The 21,146-nt window shown below is 67.3% G+C and carries 13 protein-coding genes (1 of these 13 running past the window's edge); 6 read left to right on the forward strand and 7 right to left on the reverse strand.

What is annotated here, in order from left to right; all coding sequences use genetic code 11:
- Positions 1 to 11,828 carry the final stretch of an SDR family NAD(P)-dependent oxidoreductase gene (locus tag AB0J95_RS07090; protein ID WP_364753587.1) on the forward strand. 15,568 nt of this gene lie to the left of the window's left edge, so the window shows 11,828 of its 27,396 coding nt (coding positions 15,569-27,396); its start codon lies beyond the left edge, outside the window; it ends in the stop codon at positions 11,826 to 11,828.
- Between the two features lie 107 nt (positions 11,829 to 11,935).
- Here AB0J95_RS07090 and AB0J95_RS07095 read toward each other — a convergent pair whose 3' ends face one another.
- Complete coding sequence (locus AB0J95_RS07095; protein ID WP_364753590.1) at positions 11,936 to 12,139, reverse strand: DUF5988 family protein; 204 nt, start codon at positions 12,137 to 12,139, stop codon at positions 11,936 to 11,938.
- Between the two features lie 130 nt (positions 12,140 to 12,269).
- On the opposite strand from AB0J95_RS07095, the gene AB0J95_RS07100 reads away from it, so the two are divergent.
- Both AB0J95_RS07100 and AB0J95_RS07105 read left to right on the forward strand, forming a co-directional pair.
- Complete coding sequence (locus AB0J95_RS07100) at positions 12,270 to 13,322, forward strand: DegT/DnrJ/EryC1/StrS family aminotransferase (RefSeq protein WP_364753592.1); 1,053 nt, start codon at positions 12,270 to 12,272, stop codon at positions 13,320 to 13,322.
- 107 nt (positions 13,323 to 13,429) lie between these two features.
- Positions 13,430 to 14,167 (forward strand): alpha/beta hydrolase, encoded by a 738-nt coding sequence (locus AB0J95_RS07105; protein WP_364753595.1) that lies wholly within the window; start codon positions 13,430 to 13,432, stop codon positions 14,165 to 14,167.
- On the opposite strand, the gene AB0J95_RS07110 is transcribed toward AB0J95_RS07105, so the two are convergent.
- The 4 genes from AB0J95_RS07110 to AB0J95_RS07125 are packed head-to-tail and all read right to left on the reverse strand — an operon-like array spanning position 14,164 to position 17,070.
- On the reverse strand, positions 14,164 to 15,120 hold the full coding sequence (locus AB0J95_RS07110; RefSeq protein WP_364753597.1) for an LLM class flavin-dependent oxidoreductase: 957 nt from the start codon (positions 15,118 to 15,120) through the stop codon (positions 14,164 to 14,166). The genes AB0J95_RS07105 and AB0J95_RS07110 overlap by 4 nt on opposite strands.
- Positions 15,117 to 15,428 (reverse strand): TIGR04076 family protein, encoded by a 312-nt coding sequence (locus tag AB0J95_RS07115; RefSeq protein ID WP_364753600.1) that lies wholly within the window; start codon positions 15,426 to 15,428, stop codon positions 15,117 to 15,119. The genes AB0J95_RS07110 and AB0J95_RS07115 overlap by 4 nt, the downstream gene beginning before the upstream one ends.
- The gene (locus AB0J95_RS07120) at positions 15,428 to 16,873 is read right to left on the reverse strand and encodes a sodium:solute symporter family protein (RefSeq protein WP_364753603.1); all 1,446 of its coding nucleotides are present in this window, start codon (positions 16,871 to 16,873) and stop codon (positions 15,428 to 15,430) included. The genes AB0J95_RS07115 and AB0J95_RS07120 overlap by 1 nt, the downstream gene beginning before the upstream one ends.
- Positions 16,870 to 17,070, reverse strand: a complete 201-nt coding sequence (locus tag AB0J95_RS07125; RefSeq protein WP_364753606.1) for a DUF3311 domain-containing protein — start codon at positions 17,068 to 17,070, stop codon at positions 16,870 to 16,872. Before AB0J95_RS07125 ends, AB0J95_RS07120 begins: the two co-directional genes overlap by 4 nt.
- A 112-nt stretch (positions 17,071 to 17,182) precedes the next feature.
- On the opposite strand from AB0J95_RS07125, the gene AB0J95_RS07130 reads away from it, so the two are divergent.
- Positions 17,183 to 17,719 (forward strand): cupin domain-containing protein, encoded by a 537-nt coding sequence (locus AB0J95_RS07130; protein WP_364753609.1) that lies wholly within the window; start codon positions 17,183 to 17,185, stop codon positions 17,717 to 17,719.
- Between the two features lie 116 nt (positions 17,720 to 17,835).
- On the forward strand, positions 17,836 to 18,399 hold the full coding sequence (locus tag AB0J95_RS07135) for a DUF742 domain-containing protein (RefSeq protein ID WP_364753612.1): 564 nt from the start codon (positions 17,836 to 17,838) through the stop codon (positions 18,397 to 18,399).
- Between the two features lie 18 nt (positions 18,400 to 18,417).
- Here AB0J95_RS07135 and AB0J95_RS07140 read toward each other — a convergent pair whose 3' ends face one another.
- Complete coding sequence (locus tag AB0J95_RS07140) at positions 18,418 to 19,368, reverse strand: HTH domain-containing protein (protein ID WP_364753614.1); 951 nt, start codon at positions 19,366 to 19,368, stop codon at positions 18,418 to 18,420.
- 50 nt (positions 19,369 to 19,418) lie between these two features.
- Complete coding sequence (locus AB0J95_RS07145; protein ID WP_364753617.1) at positions 19,419 to 19,616, reverse strand: hypothetical protein; 198 nt, start codon at positions 19,614 to 19,616, stop codon at positions 19,419 to 19,421.
- Between the two features lie 546 nt (positions 19,617 to 20,162).
- On the opposite strand from AB0J95_RS07145, the gene AB0J95_RS07150 reads away from it, so the two are divergent.
- On the forward strand, positions 20,163 to 21,143 hold the full coding sequence (locus tag AB0J95_RS07150) for a tryptophan dimethylallyltransferase family protein (protein ID WP_364753620.1): 981 nt from the start codon (positions 20,163 to 20,165) through the stop codon (positions 21,141 to 21,143).
- Positions 21,144 to 21,146: the final 3 nt, after the last annotated feature.

Genomic DNA, 21,146 nt, shown 5'->3' on the forward strand with positions numbered 1-21,146 from the left:
ACTACGGGCCGCTGTTCCAGGGGCTGACCGCCGCCTGGCGTGCCGGTGACCAGGTGTTCGCCGAGGTCAGCCTGGCTTCCGAGGAGACCGGGTTCGGCATTCACCCGGCGTTGCTGGACGCGACCCTGCACGCGGCCCGATTGCTGGGCGTGAGCGACCGTGGTGTGCCGTTCGCCTGGGAAGACGTGTCGCTACACGCTTCTGGTGCTTCGTCGGTGCGGGTCCGGTTGCGGCTCCTTGGCTCTGACACGGTGTCGGTCGAGATCGCCGACTCCGCAGGCGCTCCGGTTGCGTCGATCGGCTCGCTGACCGTCCGGGCCCAGGCTCAACCGGTCGCGGACGACCTCTACAGTGTCGAGTGGGTGACTGCCAAGCTGGCCAAGGCTTCCGGCGACTACACGATCGTCGAGGTCAGCGCTGGTGAGGACGTCGTGGCTTCGGCTCACGCCGTGGCGGCCGCTGTGCTTGACCGCATTCAGGGCACCGATGAGCGCCTGGCCTTCGTGACTCGAGGCGACCTTGCGGCCTCGGTGGTCTGGGGTCTCGTGCGGTCGGCACAGGTCGAGCAGCCGGGCCGGTTCATGCTCGTGGACACCGACGGTTCTCTGGAAGTCGCTGCGGCTCTCGGCTTGGATGAACCGCAGGTGCGGATCCGGGACGGCGAGGTGCGCGTGGCGCGTCTCGCTCGGGTCACCGCGGACGCTTCGCACACCTGGGACGGGACGGTGCTGATCACCGGTGGGACCGGTGGTCTCGGGCGTCTCGTTGCCAAGCACCTTGCCGAACAAGGGGTTCGTGATCTGTTGCTGGTCAGCCGTCGCGGTGGTGGTTCTGACCTGGTGGCGGAGTTGGCTTCGCTGGGTGCGTCGGCGCGGGTGGTCGCCTGTGACGTCACCGATCGGGATGCGCTGGCATCCTTGCTGGCCGGCGAGTCGTTGTCGGCGGTGATCCACACCGCTGGGGTGTTGGACGATGGCGTGCTCGGATCGTTGACACCCGAGCGGATAGACGCGGTGCTGCGGCCCAAGGTCGACGCTGCCTGGAACCTGCACGAGCTGACCCAGGTCATGGACCTTTCGGCGTTCGTGCTGTTCTCCTCGGTGGCGGGGACGTTCGGCGGCGCGGGGCAGGCGAACTACGCGGCGGGCAACACGTTCCTCGACGCACTGGCCGAACATCGCCGAGCGCAGGGACTTCCGGCTGTTTCCCTGGCGTGGGGGCCGTGGTCGCAGGCCGGCGGGATGACGAGCACGTTGACCGACACCGACATCGAGCGGATGAACCGGTCCGGCCTGCCGCCGCTGAGTGTCTCGCAGGGGCTGGCTTTGTTCGATGCGGCGATGGCTTCCAGCAAGGGCGCTGTTGTGCCGGTTCGGCTTGACCTGCCGGTGATCCGGGCTCTCGGCGATGTGCCGCACATGCTTCGGGGCCTGGTCCGGGCGCCGAAGCGGCGCTCCGCTTCGGCCACTCCGCTTACCGAGCGGTTGGCCGGGCTGGGCGAGGGTGAGCGCCGTGAGGTGCTTGTTGACCTCGTGCGCACTCAGGTCGCGATGGTTTTGGGCCACGCCAATGGGTCCTCAGTAGACTCGACGCGGGCTTTCCAGGACCTCGGGTTCGACTCGTTGACCGCCGTCGAACTCCGCAACCGCTTGGGCACGGTCACCGGGATGCGTTTGCCCGCAACGGTTGTCTTCGACTATCCGACGGTGACTGCGTTGGCTGGGTTCCTGTTGGAGTCGCTGTTCGGGACGGATGTTGTGGCGCCGGTGGTGTCCGGCGCTCTCGTCTCGGATGACCCGATCGTCATTGTGGGGATGGGGTGTCGATACCCGGGTGGAGTTTCCTCGCCCGAGGACCTGTGGCGGTTGGTGGCTGATGGTGTCGACGCGGTTTCTGGGTTCCCGGTTGATCGCGGGTGGGATCTCGATGGTCTGTATGACCCGGATCCTTCGCACATAGGAACTTCATACACGCGCGAGGGTGGGTTCTTGCACACCGCCGCGGAGTTCGACGCTGACTTGTTCGGGTTGAGCCCGCGCGAGGCTCTGGCGACGGATGCTCAGCAGCGGCTGTTGCTGGAGGTGTCGTGGGAGGCTGTTGAGCGGGCGGGGATCGACCCGCTTTCGTTGCGGGGCAGCCAGACCGGTGTTTTCGCGGGCGTGATGTACAACGACTACGGAACTTTGTTGGGTGGTGGGGAGTTCGAGGGCTACCAAGGCAACGGCAGTGCGGGCAGTGTGGCTTCCGGCCGGATCTCTTATACTTTTGGGCTTGAGGGGCCTGCGGTCACTGTGGACACTGCGTGCTCGTCTTCGCTGGTGGCCATGCATCTGGCGGCTCAGGCTTTGCGGTCGGGGGAGTGTTCGCTGGCTTTGGCGGGTGGCGTCACGGTGATGTCGACTCCGCTGGCTTTTGTGGAGTTCTCGCGGCAGCGTGGGCTTGCTCCTGATGGTCGGTGTAAGTCGTTCTCGGACTCGGCTGATGGTGTGGGTTGGGCTGAGGGTGTGGGGATGCTGGTGTTGGAACGCCAGTCGGATGCCATCCGCAACGGGCACCGGATTCTGGCGGCTCTGAAGGGTTCGGCGGTGAACCAGGATGGGGCTTCTAACGGTCTCACTGCTCCGAATGGTCCTTCGCAGCAGCGGGTGATTCGGCAAGCGCTTGCGTCGGCGGGGTTGTCTACGTCGGATGTTGATGCTGTTGAGGCGCATGGCACTGGAACCACGCTGGGTGACCCGATCGAGGCGCAGGCTCTTTTGGCGACTTACGGTCAGGACCGGTCGGTGCCACTCCTGCTGGGCTCGATCAAGTCCAACATCGGGCATACCCAGGCGGCCGCTGGCGTGGCTGGCGTGATCAAGATGGTCATGGCGATGCGGCATGGCGTGCTGCCTCGGACCCTTCACCTCACCGAGCCGTCGTCGCATGTGGAATGGACCGAGGGCGATATCGAGCTGCTGGCTGAGGACACGGCCTGGCCTGAGGTCGGGCGGGTGCGCCGGGCGGGCGTGTCGTCGTTCGGCATCAGTGGGACGAATGCGCACGTGATCCTGGAGGGGGTGGCTTCGGAGATCTCGGCGCCGGTGGTGGCTGGGGTGGTGCCGCTGGTGCTTTCGGGCAAGACCGAGGCGGCCCTGCGGGCTCAGGCCGAACGACTCGCGGACTACCTGGAGGACAGTGAGCGAGCTGACGCCGCGAGTGCGGCTGGCATGGCTGGGCAGGCGGCTGCTCCCCTGGTCGGCGAGGGTGAGAGGGCTGGTGGCTTGGGTGCGGTTGGCTCCGGGGCGGCGGATGGTCGGCTCGGTGCGCCTGGCGCGGCTGGTGGGTTGGGAGATGTGGCCCTGTCGTTGGGGACTGGGCGGGCTGGGTTTGAGTATCGGGCTGCTGTTGTTGGTGGGGAGTTGGGTGGGGTTGTGGGGGCGTTGCGGGCGTTTGCGGATGGCCAGTCGTCGGCGGTGGTCAGTGGGGTTGTGGGTGGTGGAAAGACTGGGTTCTTGTTCGCTGGGCAGGGGTCTCAGCGGGTGGGGATGGGGCGGGATCTCTATGAGCGGTATCCGGTGTTCGCGGAGGCGTTTGATGCTGCTCTCGGGGTGTTGGAGCCGGGGTTGCGGGAGATCATGTGGGGTGATGATGCCGAGGTGTTGAGTCAGACGGGGTTCACGCAGCCTGCGTTGTTCGCGTTTGAGGTGGCGTTGTATCGGCTTGTTGAGTCTTGGGGTGTGCGGGCTGACTATGTGGTGGGGCATTCCATTGGTGAGATTGCCGCTGCTCATGTGGCTGGGGTGTTGTCGTTGGCGGATGCGGGGCGGTTGGTGTCGGCAAGGGCGCGGTTGATGCAGGCGCTTCCGGCTGCTGGGGCGATGGTGTCGTTGCGGGCGAGTGAGGAGGCGGTTCGGCCGCAGCTGACTGAGAAGGCTGGGATTGCGGCGGTGAATGGGCCGGATTCGGTTGTCATCGCTGGTGATGAGGCTGAGGTGCTGGCGATTGCTGGGCGGTTTGAGAAGTCGAAGCGGCTGAAGGTGTCGCATGCGTTCCATTCGCCGTTGATGGACCCGATGCTGGATGAGTTCCGGGCAGTGGTCTCGGAGCTGGAATTCGGTGAGCCGCAGATTCCGATGTTCTCGCCCGTGTCGGAGCCGGAGTACTGGGTGCGGCATGTTCGGGAGGCGGTTCGGTTCAGCGAGCATGTGAAGGCGCTCGACGAGGCTGGCGTCACGAGGTTTGTTGAGGTTGGGCCGGATGGTGTGTTGACGGCGATGGCGCGGGAGTCGTTGCCGGAGGAGGCGACGACGATCGCGTTGCAGCGCAAGGACCGGTCCATTGCTGAGGCGGTTGGGCAACTGTATGTGTCCGGGGTTGAGCTTGACTGGGCGCAGGTGTTGCCTGGGGCGCAATGGGTTGACGTGCCGACGTATGCGTTCCAGCACGAGCGGTACTGGCCGAGCGCGCGCCGGCGGGTGACCGGTGCGGGGATCGACCATCCGTTGCTGGACGCGGCGATCGAGCTGGCGGACACCGGGATGTTGTTCACTGGTGGACTTTCCCTGCACACCCACCCGTGGCTGGCCGACCACGTGATCCACGGGTCGGTTCTCGTGCCCGGCACGGCGTTCCTGGAGCTGGTGGTCCGGGCTGGGGACGAGGTCGGCTGCGCGGCCATCGAGGACATCACGATGGCCCAGCCGCTGATCCTCGCCGAACACGACAACGTGCAGATCCAGGTGTGGGTGGGCAGCGAGGACGCGGGACGGCGGCCGGTGACGGTGTCCTCGCGGACCGCGAACGGCCAGCCCTGGACCCGGCACGCGACCGGTGTCCTGACGACGACCGAGCAGCCGGTGATGTTCGAGGCGGCAGAATGGCCACCGGCCGGCGCCGAGCCGATCGATGTCACCGAGTTCTACCAGGGCCGCGCGGACAAGGGCTTCGACTACGGGCCCGCCTTCCAGCGTATGGTGAAGGCCTGGCAGGTCGGCGAGGACGTTGTCGCCGAGATCCGAGTGTCCGAAGAGGACAGTTATGCCATCCACCCGGCCTTGCTGGACGCGGCTTTGCACGCTGGCATCCTGCTGGGGCTCGACGGCGTTCCGTTCACCTGGGACCGCGTGGCCTTCCACGCCACCGGCGCCACGGACGTCCGCGTCAAGGTCGCCAAGACGGGAACCTCGTCGTTCTCGCTGGCGATCGCCGACACCGCAGGCAACCCGGTCGCATCGGTCGGCTCGCTGGGGCTGCGCGAGCCGATCACCAAGCAGGCGAAGAACGACTCGTTGTTCCGGGTCGAGTGGACGCCGATCACCGTGGCGGAAGCCGAGTCCGACGACGTCATCGTCTCGATCGCGGCCAACGGCGACGTGATCGACTCGGCGCACGCGCTGACCCACGACGTCCTGGAGCGGATCCAGATCTGGCTCAGCGAGGACAAGCAGGAACGGCTGGTGTTCGTGACCCAAGGCGCGGTCGACGGCACCGATGTGGCCGCGGCGGCGGTATGGGGACTGGTGCGGTCGGCGCAGGCCGAGCACCCGGGCCGGTTCGTCCTGCTCGACACGGACGGCTCGGTGGCAGCCGAAGCCGCGGCCGCGTCAGGCGAGCCGCAGCTGATGATCCGCGAAGGTGAGGTCCGCGCGGCCCGGCTTGCGAGGATCACTCCACAAGGGACATACGCCTGGGACGGCACGGTGCTGATCACTGGTGGTACTGGTGGTTTGGGGGCGTTGGTGGCCCGGCACTTGGTGGCGCAGGGCGTTGAGGATCTGGTGCTCACCAGCCGGCGCGGGCTGGCCGCGCCGGGAGCGCCTGAGCTGGTCGAGGAACTGGCCGGACTCGGTGCCAGGGTGCGGGTGTTCGAGTGCGATGTCGCCGATCGGGACGCCGTGGCGGCGCTGCTGGACGAGGTCGAGGTCAACGCGGTCGTGCACACCGCGGGTGTGCTGGACGATTCGGTCGTCGAAGCGTTGACGCCGGAGCGGTTGGACGCGGTGCTGCGGCCGAAGGTCGACGCGGCTTGGAACCTGCACGAACTGACCCACGATCTGTCTGCGTTCATTGTGTTCTCGTCGTTGGCAGGCACGCTCGGCAACCCTGGTCAGGCGAACTACGCGGCCGCCAACGCCTTCCTGGACGCGCTTGCCGAACACCGGCGGGCACAAGGTCTGCCGGGAACCTCGCTGGCATGGGGACCGTGGGCGACCGGTATGGCCGGTGAACTCGCCGAGGCGGACGTCCAGCGGTTGACGCGAGCCGGAACGCCACCGCTTCAAGCAGACGAAGGCCTGGCCCTGCTGGATGCCGCGCTGGGTGTGGATTGCGCGGCTGTTGTGCCGGTCGGGCTTGACCTCGCGGCGGTTCGGGCACAGGGGGAGATCCCGTTCCTGATGCGTGGGCTGGTCCGACCCTCACGGAAGGCAAGCAAGTCCACTTCGGACTCGGGTCTGGTCCGTGACCTGGCGGGTCTCGGGGCTGAGGAGCGGACGGACGCTCTCATCGAGCTGGTCCGGCGTGAGGTCGCCATGGTGCTCGGGCACTCCAGCGGCGATGCGATCGACGTGCTGCGTGCCTTCCAGGACCTCGGCTTCGACTCGTTGACCGCGGTCGAACTCAGGAACCGGCTCACTGCGGCGACGGGTATGCGCCTGCCCGCGGCGGTGGTCTTCGACTACCCGACGGTGACCGCGCTCGCGGACTACCTGCTGGGCGAGTTGTTCGGCGCGGTCGCGGTCAAGGCGACCGTGCCGGACAAGGTTGTGGTCGACAACGACCCGATCGTGGTCGTGGGCATGGGATGTCGTTACCCCGGTGGCGTTTCTTCGCCGGAAGACCTCTGGCGCCTTGTGGCGGACGGAGTCGACGCCGTGTCCGGGTTCCCGACGGACCGCGGCTGGGACCTGGCCTCGCTGTACGACCCGGACCCGGACCACTTCGGCACGTCGTACACGCGCGAAGGTGGGTTCCTTCACAACGCGGGCGACTTCGACCCCGGCTTCTTCGGGCTGAGTCCGCGCGAAGCCCTCGCTACCGATGCCCAGCAGCGCCTGTTGCTGGAGGTCTCGTGGGAGGCCGTCGAACGGGCGGGAATCGACCCGGGAGCCTTGCGGGGCAGCCAGACCGGCGTGTTCGCGGGCGTGATGTACAACGACTACGGCAATCTTCTTGGTGGCGGGGAGTTCGAGGGCTACCAGGGCAACGGCAGCGCGGGCAGTGTGGCCTCCGGCCGGGTTGCCTACGCGCTGGGTCTTGAAGGTCCAGCGGTCACTGTGGACACTGCCTGCTCGTCGTCTTTGGTTGCGCTGCACTGGGCTTCGCAGGCGTTGCGGTCTGGTGAGTGTTCACTGGCGCTGGCCGGTGGTGTGACGGTGATGTCCACTCCGGTGGCGTTCATCGAGTTCTCCCGGCAGCGCGGGCTTTCGCCGGACGGCCGGTGCAAGTCGTTCTCGCAGGACGCCGACGGTGTGGGCTGGGCCGAGGGCGTGGGCATGCTGGTGCTGGAGCGTCAGTCGGATGCCATCCGCAACGGCCACCGGATCCTGGCCGTCGTGAAGGGTTCGGCGGTGAACCAGGATGGCGCTTCGAACGGCCTGACCGCGCCGAATGGACCATCGCAGCAACGGGTGATCCGACAGGCCCTGGCTGCGGCTGGCTTGTCCACTTCGGACATCGATGCTGTGGAGGCCCATGGCACCGGAACCAAGCTGGGCGACCCGATCGAGGCTGAGGCGCTCCTGGCGACCTACGGGCAGGACCGTGAAACGCCGCTGCTGCTGGGTTCGATCAAGTCCAACATCGGGCACACCCAGGCGGCTGCTGGTGTGGCCGGCGTGATCAAGATGATCATGGCCATGCGGAACGGGGTCCTGCCCAAGACCATCCACCTCGGCGAGCCTTCGTCGCATGTGGACTGGACTGCCGGTGATGTGGAGCTGCTGGCTGAGGAGACCGCGTGGCCTGAGGTCGGGCGGGCGCGGCGGGCCGGTGTGTCGTCGTTCGGCATCAGCGGGACCAACGCCCACGTGATCCTGGAGGCCCCTGAGGTCGTGCGTGGTTCTACTGGTTCTAACCAGTACAACCACTCACGAGGGGTAGTGCCGTTGGTGGTGTCGGGGAAGAGTGCGGAGGCTGTGCGGGGGCAGGCTCGGCGGCTGGCGGCGCACCTCAGCGAGGACGTGCCGCTGGCCGATGTGGCATTGTCGTTGACCGAGCGCACTCGGTTCGAGCACCGGGCCGCGGTTGTGGCTGGGAACCGGGATGAAGCGGTCGAGGCGTTGACCAGGCTGGCCGAGGGACGACAGCCGACCGGATCGGTGACCAGCGGGAAGACCGCTTTCCTGTTCGCGGGGCAGGGATCGCAGCGGCTTGGCATGGGACGCGAGCTCTACGCACGGTTCCCGGTGTTCGCGGACACCTTGGACGCCGTGCTGAGCGAGCTGGACCCGGCGCTGCGTGAGGTGATGTGGGAGGGCGATGGGGAGGCGTTGAACCAGACCGGGTTCACGCAGCCCGCGCTGTTCGCCCTCGAAGTGGCGCTGTACCGGTTGCTGGAGTCTTGGGGTGTCAAGCCGGACTACCTTGTGGGGCACTCGATCGGTGAGATCGCTGCTGCCCATGTCGCCGGGGTTCTGTCCCTTCCGGACGCTTGCACGCTCGTGTCCGCGAGGGCGCGTCTCATGCAGGCGTTGCCGACCGGTGGGGCGATGGTGTCCTTGCGGGCCAGCGAGGACGAGGTCCGGCCGCAGCTGACCGAGAAGGTCGGGATCGCGGCGGTGAACGGGCCGAACTCGGTGGTCATCGCCGGGGATGAGACCGTGGTGCTGGCGATCGCCGCGCGGTTCGAGAAGTCCAAGCGGCTCAAGGTGTCGCACGCGTTCCACTCGCCGCTGATGGACCCGATGCTGGACGACTTCCGCGCTGTGGTCGAGGGACTGAGGTTCGCGGAGCCGCGGATCCCGATGCTGTCACCGGTCACCGAGCCGGAGTACTGGGTGCGGCACGTCCGGGAGGCGGTGCGGTTCGCGGACCACATCCAGGCCGTGCACGAGGCCGGCGTCTCGAAGTTCGTGGAGATCGGGCCGGATGGCGTGCTCACGGCGATGGCTCGCGAGTCGTTGCCGGACAGCGCCGTTTTGATTCCGGTGCTGCGCAAGGACCGTGATGAGGAGCAGGCTGCGCTTTCGGCGGTCGCTCAGGTCCACGTCGTTGGCGGCCGGGTTGACTGGGTGGCTCTGTTGCCTGACGCGAGCCGGGTGGACCTCCCGACCTATGCGTTCCAGCACGAGCGCATCTGGCCGAAGCCGTTGCAGGCCAAGGCGGACGTGGCCTCGGCCGGTCTCGCCGCGGCCAACCACCCGTTGCTGGGCGGCGCGGTCGAACTGGCGGACACGGACGGCGTGCTGTTCACTGGGCGCCTTTCGCTGCAGTCACATTCGTGGCTCGCGGACCACGTCGTCATGGGTCAGACACTGTTCCCAGGCACCGCATTCGTGGAGTTGGCGCTGCGGGCGGGACAGCAGGTCGGGTGCGGGCGCATCGCGGAGTTAATGTTGGGTGCGCCGCTGATCATGCCCGCGGACGACTCGGTCCAGCTGCAGGTGCGGGTCGGCGATGCCGACGAGTCCGGACGGCGGCCGGTGACGGTGTTCTCCCGGACGAACGAAGAGCCGTGGACCCAGCACGCCAATGGTTTCCTTGCCGAGACAACGACCGTCGGCGAGTCCCCGGCTCACTGGCCACCAGCGGGCGCCGAACCCGTTGATCTGGAAGGTTTCTACGACTCCCGCGCTGCCAACGGGTTCGACTACGGGCCGGTGTTCCAAGGTCTGACGGCCGCGTGGAAGTCCGGGAACGACGTGTTCGCGGAGATCTCGGTACCGGAGGCGGACGGGTTCGGCCTGCACCCGGCCCTGCTCGACTCGGCGCTGCATGCGGCTTCATTGCTGGAGATGTCCCAGCGGGGTGTGCCGTTCGCCTGGGAGGGAGTGTCTTTGTACGCGCCTGGCGCCGCGACGTTGCGCGTCAAGCTGTCCGGGGCGGGCAGCAACGCGATCTCACTGGTCATCACGGACCGAAGCGGCGCACTTGTAGCCACTGTGGACTCCTTGGCAGTGCGGGAGGTGACGACTGCGGCACCGGAGAACCTGTTCCGGCTCGACTGGATCCCGGCGCCCGCGATGGGCAACCGGCCGGCGGTCGTGCAGGTGAACGACCTCGACGAGCTGACCGAGGTACCGGAGGCCGTGCTGGTCCCGGTCTCGGCCCAGGGTGATGTCGTTGAGGCAGCTCACACGACGGCCGCCTGCGTGCTCGACCTCCTTCAGCGGTGGCTTTCCGACGAGCGATACGCCTCCTCGCGCCTGGTTTTGGTGACCGAGCAGGACCTGGCGACCTCGGTGACGTGGGGCTTGGTCCGGTCGGCGCAGAGCGAGAACCCTGGGCGGTTCGCGCTGGTGAACACCGACGGAACCGAGGCCTCCAAGGCGGTCATCCCGGCTGCTGTCGGGCTGGACGAGCCGCAGGTGATCATCCGGGACGGTGAGGTGCGGATCGCCCGCCTGGCCCGGACGCAACCGTCCGGTGAGGACACTCCGTGGGCGGGCCCGGTTCTGATCACCGGTGGTACCGGTGGTCTAGGCAAGTTGATCGCTCAGCACCTGGTGACCGAACACGGAGTGACGGAGCTGGTCTTGACCAGCCGGAGTGGGCCGGACGCACCGGGAGCGGCCGAACTGGTCGAGGCGCTGGCCGGGCTTGGTGCCCAGGCAACGGTCGTGGCCTGCGACGTTACCGACCGGAGTGCGGTGGCGGCGTTGCTGTCGGCCACCCCGGTCAAGGGGATCGTCCACTCCGCAGGGGTTCTCGACGACGGCATCGTCGATTCGCTGACCCCGCAACGACTTGCCACCGTGCTCAAGCCGAAGGTCGACGCGGCCTGGAACCTGCACGAACTGGCCGGAGACGTCGAGAAGTTCGTGCTCTTCTCCTCGCTGGCAGGCACTTTGGGCGGCGCCGGGCAGGCGAACTACGCGGCGGCCAACACGTTCCTGGACGCCCTGGCGGAGCACCGCCGGGCACAAGGCCTTCCGGCGACGTCGATCGCCTGGGGCCTGTGGGCCGACGGGATGGGCACCGACAACACCCGCCTCGCGCGGACCGGTGTGGTTCCGATCGAGCCCGAAGAGGGGCTGGCGCTGTTCGACAGTTCGGTGATCACAGAGCACGCTGTGGTTGTGCCCGCCCGGTTCGACCTGCCGGTGTTCCGTGAGCGCGGCGAGATCCCGCACGCCCTGCGCGGTCTCATCAAGGCCCCGGCTCGCAAGGCGCCCGTGGTGAACACGGCGGCGTTCGACAAGGTCCTGGCGCTCACGGGCGTCAAGCGGATCGAGGCCCTGCGCAACCTGGTCTGCGGTGAGGTCGCGATGGTCCTGGGCCACAGCAGTGGCGACTCCATCGACCCGACCGCGGCGTTCAAGGACATGGGCTTCGACTCGCTGACCGCCGTCGACCTGCGCAATCGCCTGGCCGTGGCAACGAACCTGCAGCTCCCGGCCACTCTGGTGTTCGACTACCCGACCCCCGACGAGCTCACCGGGTACCTGGGCGGCCTGTTCACGGTCGACAGCGCAAGCGGCCTCCTGGCCGAGCTGGACAAGCTGGAGAAGGCCTTGACCGAGTCCGAAGTGGACACTGAGCTGCACAAGCAGGTGGCCGCCCGCCTCGACATCCTGCGCACCCGTTGGGGTGCGCAGGCCGAGACGGGGAGCGAGACCGAGTTCGACTTCGACTCGGCCACCGACACCGAGATGTTCGAACTCCTCGACCAGGAGCTCGGCCGGTAACCCCTCGTGAGTGGTTGTCCTGGTTGCAACCGGGACAACCACTCACGAGCGCAAGGAAAAGAGCCGCTGCACCATCGGGGGTGCAGCGGCTCTTTGGGTGCGATGGTCTATTCGGCGATCTTGGTCCGGCCGCACCAGCGGAAGACCGGCCGGGACTCGCCTTCGACCATCAGGAACTCGCCATTGTGCGCGAAGTGCTCGTACCCGGAGGCGAAGGGCACTTTGACCTTGTCGTCCAGCCCGGTGACCACCGGGCCCTCAGTGACCTCCGCGGGACCTCCGGCGAGCACCGCCTTTGTTGCCGTCACCATGGGCGTCTCCTTTCCGTACAGCACCGACTGTGACCCAGCGGACACTGGGAATGCCCTGGAGCGACTGGTGGTTTCCATGCAAAGACGGGCCTACGCTCGCGGGCGACAGCGGCTGAGCGGAGATGAGAGCATGCACCTCGACTACCAGGTCTCGCGCCCGTACATCGCAGGCCAGGAACTCGCGTATGTCACCGACGCGGTGAAGTCCGGCTGGTTGTCCTCGCAGGGGCCGATGGTCCAGCGGTTCGAGGAGCTGTGGGCCGGCTACAACGGTGTTGCCCACGGCGTTGCGTGCTCCTCGGGCACGACCGCGCTCACGCTTGCCCTGCGCGCACTGGGGATCGGGCCCGGCGACGAGGTGATCGTGCCCGAGTTCACCATGATCGCCTCGGCCTGGGCGGTCACCTACACCGGCGCCACTCCCGTTTTCGTGGACTGCGGCGACGACCTGCTGATCGACGTGAACCAGATCGAGGACAAGATCACGCCGCGGACCAAGGCCATCATGCCGGTGCACATCTACGGCCGCCGCTGCGCGATGGAGGACATCCTCAAGATCGCCTACGAGTACAACCTGCGTGTGGTCGAGGACTCCGCCGAGGCCCACGGCGTGCGCCCGACCGGTGACATCGCCTGCTTCTCGCTGTTCGCCAACAAGATCATCACCTCCGGTGAGGGCGGGATCTGCGTCACCAACGACCCGCACCTGGCCGCCCAGATGACCCACCTGCGGGGCATGGCGTTCAGCAAGGAGCACAACTTCATCCACAAGAAGCTCGCCTACAACTTCCGGATGACCAACCTGCAGGCCGCGGTGGCGACCGCGCAGGCCGAGCAGATCGACGAGATCCTGGCCGCCCGCAAGCACATCGAGGCCACCTACGACAAGGGCCTCGAAGGCATCGACGGGATCACCCTGATGCCGACGCGGGATGTGCTGTGGATGTACGACCTGCGCGCCCAGGACCGCGACGGGCTGATGAAGTTCCTGCGGGAGGGCGGGATCGAGACCCGGTACTTCTTCCAGCCCATGTCCCGCCAGCCGATGTACTACAGCCCGGACTGGTCCTCGCTCAACGCCGCCAAGTTCGCCGCCGACGGCCTCTACCTGCCCACGTACGTCGGCCTGACCGACGAGGACCAGGACAGGATCGTCGCCCGCGTGCGCGCCTTCTACTCGTAGCCCCGGAGTCCTCGTCGTCGCTCTTGGACACCCGCTGCTGGTGCTGATGTTCGGCTCCGGTGTGGCGGCGATCGGGCTTGTCGATGTCAGCGGCCTAGGATGGTCACATGACGATCGTGTTCGTTCATGGGAACCCGGAGAGCGCCGCCATCTGGGGGCCGCTGCTCGATGAGCTGGGCCGCGACGACACCGTGTGCCTGTCCCCGCCCGGGTTCGGCGTGCCGGTGCCGCCCGGCTTCGAGGCCACGGTCACCGGTTACCGTGATTGGCTGGTCGGTGAGTTGGCGGCGATCGGCGAACCGGTGGACCTGGTCGGGCACGACTGGGGCGGCGCGCACGTGGTGAACGTCGCGATGGCCCGCCCGGATCTGTTGCGCAGCTGGGTGTCCGACGTGGTCGGCGTGTTCGACCCGGACTACGTCTGGCATCAGCTCGCGCAGGCCTGGCAAACGCCTGAGGTGGGGGAGAAGTCCGTCGCCGGGTTCACCGGTGGCACGCTGGAGCAACGGATCCAGGGCCTGACCGGCGCAGGGATCCCGGCGAGCGTGGTCACCGGTGTCGCCGAGGCGATGAACGACGAGATGGCCCAGTGCATCCTCGCGCTGTACCGGTCGGCGGCGCAGCCCGTGATGGCCGAACTGGGCCGTGATCTGCACAAAGCGGCCGCACGCCCAGGCCTGTCCATCCTCGCCACCGAGGACCAGGCGGTCGGCTCCGACGAGATCCGGCGCCGGGCCGCCGACCGCGCCGGGGCCCGGACCGAGGTCCTCGATGGTCTCAACCACTGGTGGATGGCCCAGGACCCGGCCCGCGCCGCCGCCGTCCTCAAGGATTTCCTGCGCTAGTTCCGCAGTAGCGGCAATACCTGCCCGCCGAGCAATCGGACGCCGTGGTCGTTGTTGATGCCGTGGGGTGTGCCGAACTCGATGCGGTGCACGCCCGCGGCGACCAAAGCCGAGGCCTGCTCGGCGATTTCCTCGGGTGTGCCCGCGAAGGCGAACAACCGCAACAGATCCGCGGGGATCAGTCGGCCCGCGGCCTCTTCGTCGCCTTCGGCCAGCAGGGACTTGATCCGTGCCAACAGATCTGCGGGGACCTCTGCGGTCGGGTCGAGGGAGGCCACGACGGCGATGTACTTGGCGACCTCGGTCCGTGCGACCGCCCGGGCGAGTTCGCTGTCCTCGTCGGCGACGGTCACCGCGCCGACGACGATCCCCACCGAGTCCGTGCCGATGCGCGACCGCATCACCGGGACCACCGCGGGGTTGGCCGTGCCGCCGATCTTGACCTCGGCCGCGATCTCGCCTGCGAGAGCCGCCGTCTGGGCGCCCCAGGTGCCGATGAGCAGCGGGATCTCCGGGCGGAACGGTTCGTAGCGCAGATGCCCGGTCAGCGAGAACACCGCTCCGCTATAAGGCTTTCCGGCCAGCAAGGCCTGGATGAACCCGGCCGCGTCGCGTAAGTGCGCCAGCGGCCGGTCCTGCTCGACGCCGATGTCCCCGAGCCAGCTCCCGCGGGCCAGGCCCAGGTAGGCGCGGCCGGACGAGGCCAGGTCCAAAGCGGCGACCTGACCGGCGATCTCGTACGGGTGCAGGGTGTACGGGTTCCAGCAGGCCGCGCCGAGGCGCACCCGCGAGGTCACTTGCGCCATCTCCAGCAAGGGCACGATCGGCGGCTGGTACATGAGGTCGCCGAACACCGAGAGTACGTCGAACTCGTACTGCTCGGCGGTCACCGCCAGCCGCGCGTAGTCGCCGGGTCGTTTGTCGGCCTGGAAGCCCAGCCCGAACTCGGTCATGTCAGCTCTTCCGTGGCCAGCCGGCAGCGGCCGGTCCGCTCGATCCGCATCACGAGTCGTTCCTCGGGATCCGGGCAGCACACCAAGTTGTCTCGTTCCAGCCAGTCACCGGCGGGCAGATCTCGTTGCTTCGCGGGCAAGAGCGGTAGCACCGCCTGCAACGCGTAGACGCAGAAGTGTTTACCCGAAGGTATTCTCAGCTGCGAACTGTTCACAAGTTCGAAATAGTCCCCAGGTCGCAGCCCGCACACCGAGCGCCCTTCGACACTGTCCACCGTCACGCGCAGGTCGTACAGCTCAGTCAGCATCAGTTCCCCTCCACCCCAACAGGTTCCCGTTTCGGAGCCAGCGCGGTCACGCCGACGACGACCCCGAGGTTCACCAGCATCGCGATCAGGCCGGGCTCCCACTCCGGCAGCTGTGCCGCCCAGAAGTCCTTGGCAAATGGCGCAAGCAGCGCGACGAACCCGGCGACAATGCCGAGCAGCACCGCGACAGCCGAAGGCCGCCAAAGGAAAGCCAGGAACACCCCGGGCGCCAGCATGCCGATCGCCGAGTACGCGGCCAGCAGGATGTCCACAAGCGAACTCTCCTGCGCCACGGTCAGCCATACCGCCACACCAGCGAACACAACCATGGACGTGCGGGACGCGATCAGGGTTGCCCGATCGGACATGCCCGGCCGCAACGCTCGGGCGACGTTGCGCGCGAAGAGCGAGCCGGAAGTCAGCAGCAGCACCGATCCCGGCGCCAGGGCCAGCAGGAACGCGGTCCCGGCAACGAGACCGACCAGCCATGGCGGGAACTTGTCAGACACGAACTGCAGCAGGACCGCGTTCATGTTCCCGCCCTGCGGCCGCGTCCCGGCGAGCAGCGCGGCGAACCCGAGCATGATGATGAAGAAGTACGCCAGTGAGTACAGTGGCTGCCAGATCGCGTTGCGCCGGATCGACACCGCGGACGACGCCGAGTAAGAGACCTGGAACAGGTGCGGGAACACCCAGTTGCCCAGCGCCACGTTCAGCGCCGAGGTCATCAGCCACACCGATGTCGTCGGTGAACCCGGGTCCAGGCCGGGGAACTTGCCGATCCCGGGATGCTGCTCGGTCGCCAGCCGGAAGATGTCCAAAGGGGACGCCGCGCCGACCCGGCCCGCGGCAAGGGATGCCAGCAGGATCACGATGACGATCATCAGCACGTCCTTGACCGCGGCCGAGAACGCCGCCGACCGCAGCCCGGCCAGCATCACGAACGCCAGCATCAGCAGCGCGCCGATCACCACGGCCAGGCTGGGCGGGATGGCGCTGCCGAGGGTCAGCCGGACGACCAGGCTCAGGCTCACCAGCTGGATCTGCACGTGCACGATCAGCGCGGCGATCCCGACGACCGCGGTCACCACCCCGAGCCAGGGCGCGGAGTACCTGGTGGCGAAGAAGTCCGCCTGCGTGATCAGCCCGTGGTCGCGCCCGGCCCGCCAGATCTTGGGCATCAGCCAGTACCCGATGGCATAGCTCAGCGAGACCGACGTGAACGCCAGGTACGCGGGCGCGCCCAACGCCCAGGCGTAGCCCGAGATCCCGAGCACGGCGAAGGTGGTGTAGACCTCGCCGGCGTTCATGAACCAGAACAGCACCGTGCCGAACCGGCGTCCACCGACCGCCCAGGCGGCCATGGTTTTGGTGGCGTTGCGGCCGAAACCCAGTGCCCCGGCGGTGGTCGCGAGCACGATGACCAGCGCGATGGTGAGCGTCATTCGTCCGCTCCCGTGCGCTTGTCCAGGTGGAACACCACGCCGATGACCACGCTGGTGAAGACGATTCCCAGCAGCTGCCACAGCATGGGGAACGGTATGTTGAACGGCGCGAACGGGACGTCGTTGACCACCGGAACGAGGCCGACCTGCCAGACGAACGGCAGCAGCAGGAGCAGGCGATGGGGTTTCTCAGGCATGGTCACTCCCAAGGGGTGTGCAGGCACAGTGCACAGCTTGTGCGACCATAGGCGCAGGGATCCCGCGAGGTCAACAGGTGAGCCGGGTGGAGTGTGAAGTGTTGGTGCACGGATGATCGGAACTCAGCTCAAGCGCCTGCGCACCCTGCGCGGGCTGAGCCTGCGTCAGCTGGCCGCCGAGTCGGGGCTCTCGGCGACGATGCTCAGCCAGGTCGAGCGCGGCGTGACCGAGCCGAGCCTGGCCACTCTGCGGCGGCTGGCCGGTGTGTTCGGCGAGTCGGTCGCGTCGCTGTTCGAGGACGAGAGCACGCCCGATGTCGTCATCAGCCGTCCGGGGGAACGCTCTACGCTGGCCGGTCCGCGCGGACTGGTCCGCTACGAGCGGCTGGCGCCCGGAAACGGCAAGCTGGAGATGCTGCGCGCGGTCCTGCCGCCCGGTGCGGTGACCGCCGACGAGCCGTGGGCGCACCCCGCGGTGGAATGTGCATACGTGATACAGGGCCCGCTTTCAGTGGAAATAGCCGGTGTCATGCATGAGGTGCGGACCGGGGAATCGATCACCTTCGATTCCCGTCAGCCTCATCTGTATCGCAACAGTTCAACCGCCCCAGTGGAATTCATCGTCGCCGCCACTCCTCCCAGTCCATAGTCCCCCGAACGGGTGCTGTGGGGGTCTTGACGTGGTCGTACGCTTGCAAGCTTGGGACATCGCCCGACCGAGCGAGATGAGCCATGAGGAAGTTGGGACATCATCGTAATTCCGACGTGAAAGCCCACTTCGCGCCACTCCAGTTCGGCGGCTGGCGGGACCACCAGGAATGGGTTGATCACGATTTCATGCCGCGCGAGGGTTTCGCGGCTGGACGTGACCGGCCCGGCAAAGATGGTCCGACAGCCGAGATTTCCGAACACTCTTCGCCCCTGTTCGACGAGCCGACCCTCACCGACCCAGCCCCCGCAGACGTCCAGTACGAAGACGGGCTCGTGATCCGGCCCTATGTGCGTACCGGTGGGCGTGCAGCCGCAGCGTACGACCTGCGCCTGGAGACCATGCTGATCACCCGGATCAGCTGGAAGGACGTCAACCCCCACTATCGGCCGCCGGAGTTCTCCGACATCGGCCGGATCTGCACGCTCTGCGAGATCCCGCTGTCGGTGGCCGAACTCTCCGCCTACCTCAAGGCCCCGCTCGGCGTGGTCCGCGTGCTCGTGTGCGACGCGATCACCCAGGGGTTCGTGCTGATGGCCGACGACGACAGCGACACCCTCGGCCGCCCGTCCATGGAGACACTCCGCCGGGTGCACGAGGGCCTGATCAAGATGCTCTGACCGTCCGTTGAGGACTCGCTACAGCCAGCCGTGCCGGGATGCCTGCACGCCCAGTTGGAACCGCGTCTGGGCGCCCAGGGTCTCCTGCAGCCGGCTGATGCGGCGGGCGATCGTCCGTTCACTGACCCCGAACTCGCGGGCGATCGCCTCGTCGGTCAGTCCCGCGCTCAGGAACGTCAGCAGCCGCTGGGTGTCGCGGTCCGGGGCGTCGTCCGCGCGTTCGGTGGTGATCGGCACGGCCATCCGCCAGAACGCCTCGAACACACCCTCAAGGCCGGACAGGAACGGCGACGCGTGCACCACGATCGCGGCGATGTCCTGGATCGGGGTGTCCGCGGCCCGTGCGGAGATCAGCGCCCACCGATCGTCCACAATGGTCAGGTTCATCGACACGTGCGGGAACACCCTGGCCTGTTCGCCCGCGTCCACACAGCGCTGCACCATCCGCATCGCGTCCGGGTCCTGCAGCACGTGCGTGCCGTAGATGACCTGGTACTCAACGCCTCGCGCCAAAGCGTCGAACAAGCCCGCGACGATCTTGTGCCCCTCCGGGCCGAGGTTGCCCACGCTGATGGCGCGAACCCTTGTGCGAGCGTCGGTCTGCACCCGGTCCAGCACCGCGCGACCGGCCTCATAGGACGGAAGGAGCTCCACATAGGTCTGACCCTCGACGCCCGCGCTCCACACCCGGGACAGCAGCGTCGCGCTTTGCCTTGCCACGGCGGCGGAACGCGTGTGCTGCTCGGCCAAAGCCTCCATGGCGAGCTGCGGCGGGCACGGCAGCACCTTGTCCACGCCCTGCTCGACCAGGCCGATCGCGGTCAGCTCGGCGAGCGCCACCTCGAGTTCGGCGGGGGAGACCTCGAGCCGTCGCGCCAGCTCGGCGGACGCGGTCTCCCCGTTCTCGACGAGATCGAGGTAGGCCCGTTCCGCCGCCACCGACAGGCCGAGCGCTTGCAGCGGGTGCACGATACTCGTTCTACCACCCGGAACGCCCAGGTAAAACCAGTCGTCCACGATCACGCCGGGCAGCCGCGCGGCCAGCCGGCCGCCGGTGGGAGGTTTCCGAACTGAGAGCGCGGCTGGTTCATAGCTCCCGCAACGAGTTCGCCGAAGTTCCCGGCCCTGCGGGCGATCCCGCTGCTGTCCTCAATGGACTCCGCCGTCCGGGCGATCGGCGGTTCGCCCGGACCGGCGATGAACCCGTTCCGGCACACCAGTCCTCCTCGGCGCGGGGTGGTCCGGCCCAGTATCAGGGCGAAGGGCGATCTCCAGGCCGGTCGGACCTGTCCGAAACCGGCATGCCGGATGCGGCCAGTCCGGAGCACCTGTCCACTGTGCGCGTCCATCGGGGCCGTCCACAGCCCACCGTCCGATGTGACCCGGGTCGCATTATTTTTCCGGACGCGTAGGATTCAGGCGGGTGACCGGCCACATCATCACACGTCAGCGGCCGAATGGCGGCTGCCTATAACAAAACGAATACGGCACGTCAATAGGGTGACCAGGGAGTTGTTGCCGCCACAAGGCGACGCTCCGAGATCAATGTCGGTCGTAGGACTACACTGACAGTGGTGTCGCGATGCCAATTAGCGGGGCTAAACTCTTTACCGGCTTTGGTTTAGACCAGTAGAAGTCGTATCGTCCCTGCGAACGGGTGAACCTACGTCATGGCCAACCTCTCTTTACGCGAGCACACGTCGGGGCAGTTAGACCGTCTTTGCCGTGCCGCGGGCGCGTCGGATATCAGGCGGACCGCGGGTGTGCTGCTCGGAGAACTGCTCGGCGCGGCCGGGGAATCGAACCTCCTCGGACCGGCCGAATGGTCGTCGAGCATTTCCGACGACAAGACCCCGATCGAGTTCTCGGTCGCCTACGACGTCACCGGTGAGCGGGCCGTGCGCCTGCTCGGCGAGGCCGTGTGCGCGTCGACCGCCCGGGAGTTCCTGGACAACATGGCGAGCCGGCTCAATCTCTACACCGGCAAGCTGGACGCCGTCCAGGACCTCTTCCTGCCGGAGCGGCCGTCCGGTGACTTCGTGCTGTGGTATTCGATGATTTTCAGATCGGGCTCGCCGCCGGTGTTCAAGGTGTATTTGAACCCACACGCGAGAGGGGCGGAGAATTCCAGTGACCTGGTCGCCGAGGCACTCGGCAGACTGGGCATGAGAAATGTCCACAAGGCCGTTGTCGACCACGCGCTCACGCGCGGCGACAAGGACACGTTCTCGTTTTTCGCGCTCGACCTGAACCGGACGCCGAAATCCCGGGTGAAACTGTATGTCTCACACGAGTCGGCGGAGACCGATGACGTCGAACGGGCGGCCGCTCTGGTACCGGGGATCAACCCGATGCAGATCCGGGAGTTCTGCGCGGTTCTGGGCGGTGGAAAAGGGCCGTTCGTCCACCGCCCGCTGATCTCCAGCTATTCGTTCGTCGAGGGCGACACCGCGACGCCCAGCAATTACAGCCTCTATCTCCCGGTCCGCGACTACGTCCCGGACGACGAGGTGGCCAGGGCGCGCCTGGTGGCCGTCATGGCGCAGTACAACATGGACACCGCCGAGCTGGACCGCTCGCTGCGGGCGGTGACCGCGCGGCCGTTGCGCGACGGAGTCGGCCTGATCCCGCACGTCTCCCTGCGCCTCGGCGCGGTCGGCTCGGGCATCACGGTCTACCTGTCCTCGGAGGCCTTCAGCGTGACCCCGCCCCGGCAGCGGCCCGTTCTCGGACTGGTGTCGTGAACC

Origin of the sequence: Actinocrispum sp. NPDC049592 (assembly GCF_040675465.1) — a bacterium.
Lineage (GTDB): Bacteria > Actinomycetota > Actinomycetes > Mycobacteriales > Pseudonocardiaceae > Kibdelosporangium.

Excerpts from the sequence above, each read along its gene's own strand:
- AB0J95_RS07110 (WP_364753597.1), bottom strand. The coding sequence starts at position 15,120 with ATGACCGAGTTCGGGCTGGGCTTCCAGGCCGACAAACGACCCGGCGAC.
- AB0J95_RS07120 (WP_364753603.1), bottom strand. The coding sequence starts at position 16,873 with ATGACGCTCACCATCGCGCTGGTCATCGTGCTCGCGACCACCGCCGGG.
- AB0J95_RS07130 (WP_364753609.1), top strand. The coding sequence starts at position 17,183 with ATGATCGGAACTCAGCTCAAGCGCCTGCGCACCCTGCGCGGGCTGAGC.
- AB0J95_RS07105 (WP_364753595.1), top strand. The coding sequence starts at position 13,430 with ATGACGATCGTGTTCGTTCATGGGAACCCGGAGAGCGCCGCCATCTGG.
- AB0J95_RS07125 (WP_364753606.1), bottom strand. The coding sequence starts at position 17,070 with ATGCCTGAGAAACCCCATCGCCTGCTCCTGCTGCTGCCGTTCGTCTGG.
- AB0J95_RS07100 (WP_364753592.1), top strand. The coding sequence starts at position 12,270 with ATGCACCTCGACTACCAGGTCTCGCGCCCGTACATCGCAGGCCAGGAA.
- AB0J95_RS07095 (WP_364753590.1), bottom strand. The coding sequence starts at position 12,139 with ATGGTGACGGCAACAAAGGCGGTGCTCGCCGGAGGTCCCGCGGAGGTC.
- AB0J95_RS07115 (WP_364753600.1), bottom strand. The coding sequence starts at position 15,428 with ATGCTGACTGAGCTGTACGACCTGCGCGTGACGGTGGACAGTGTCGAA.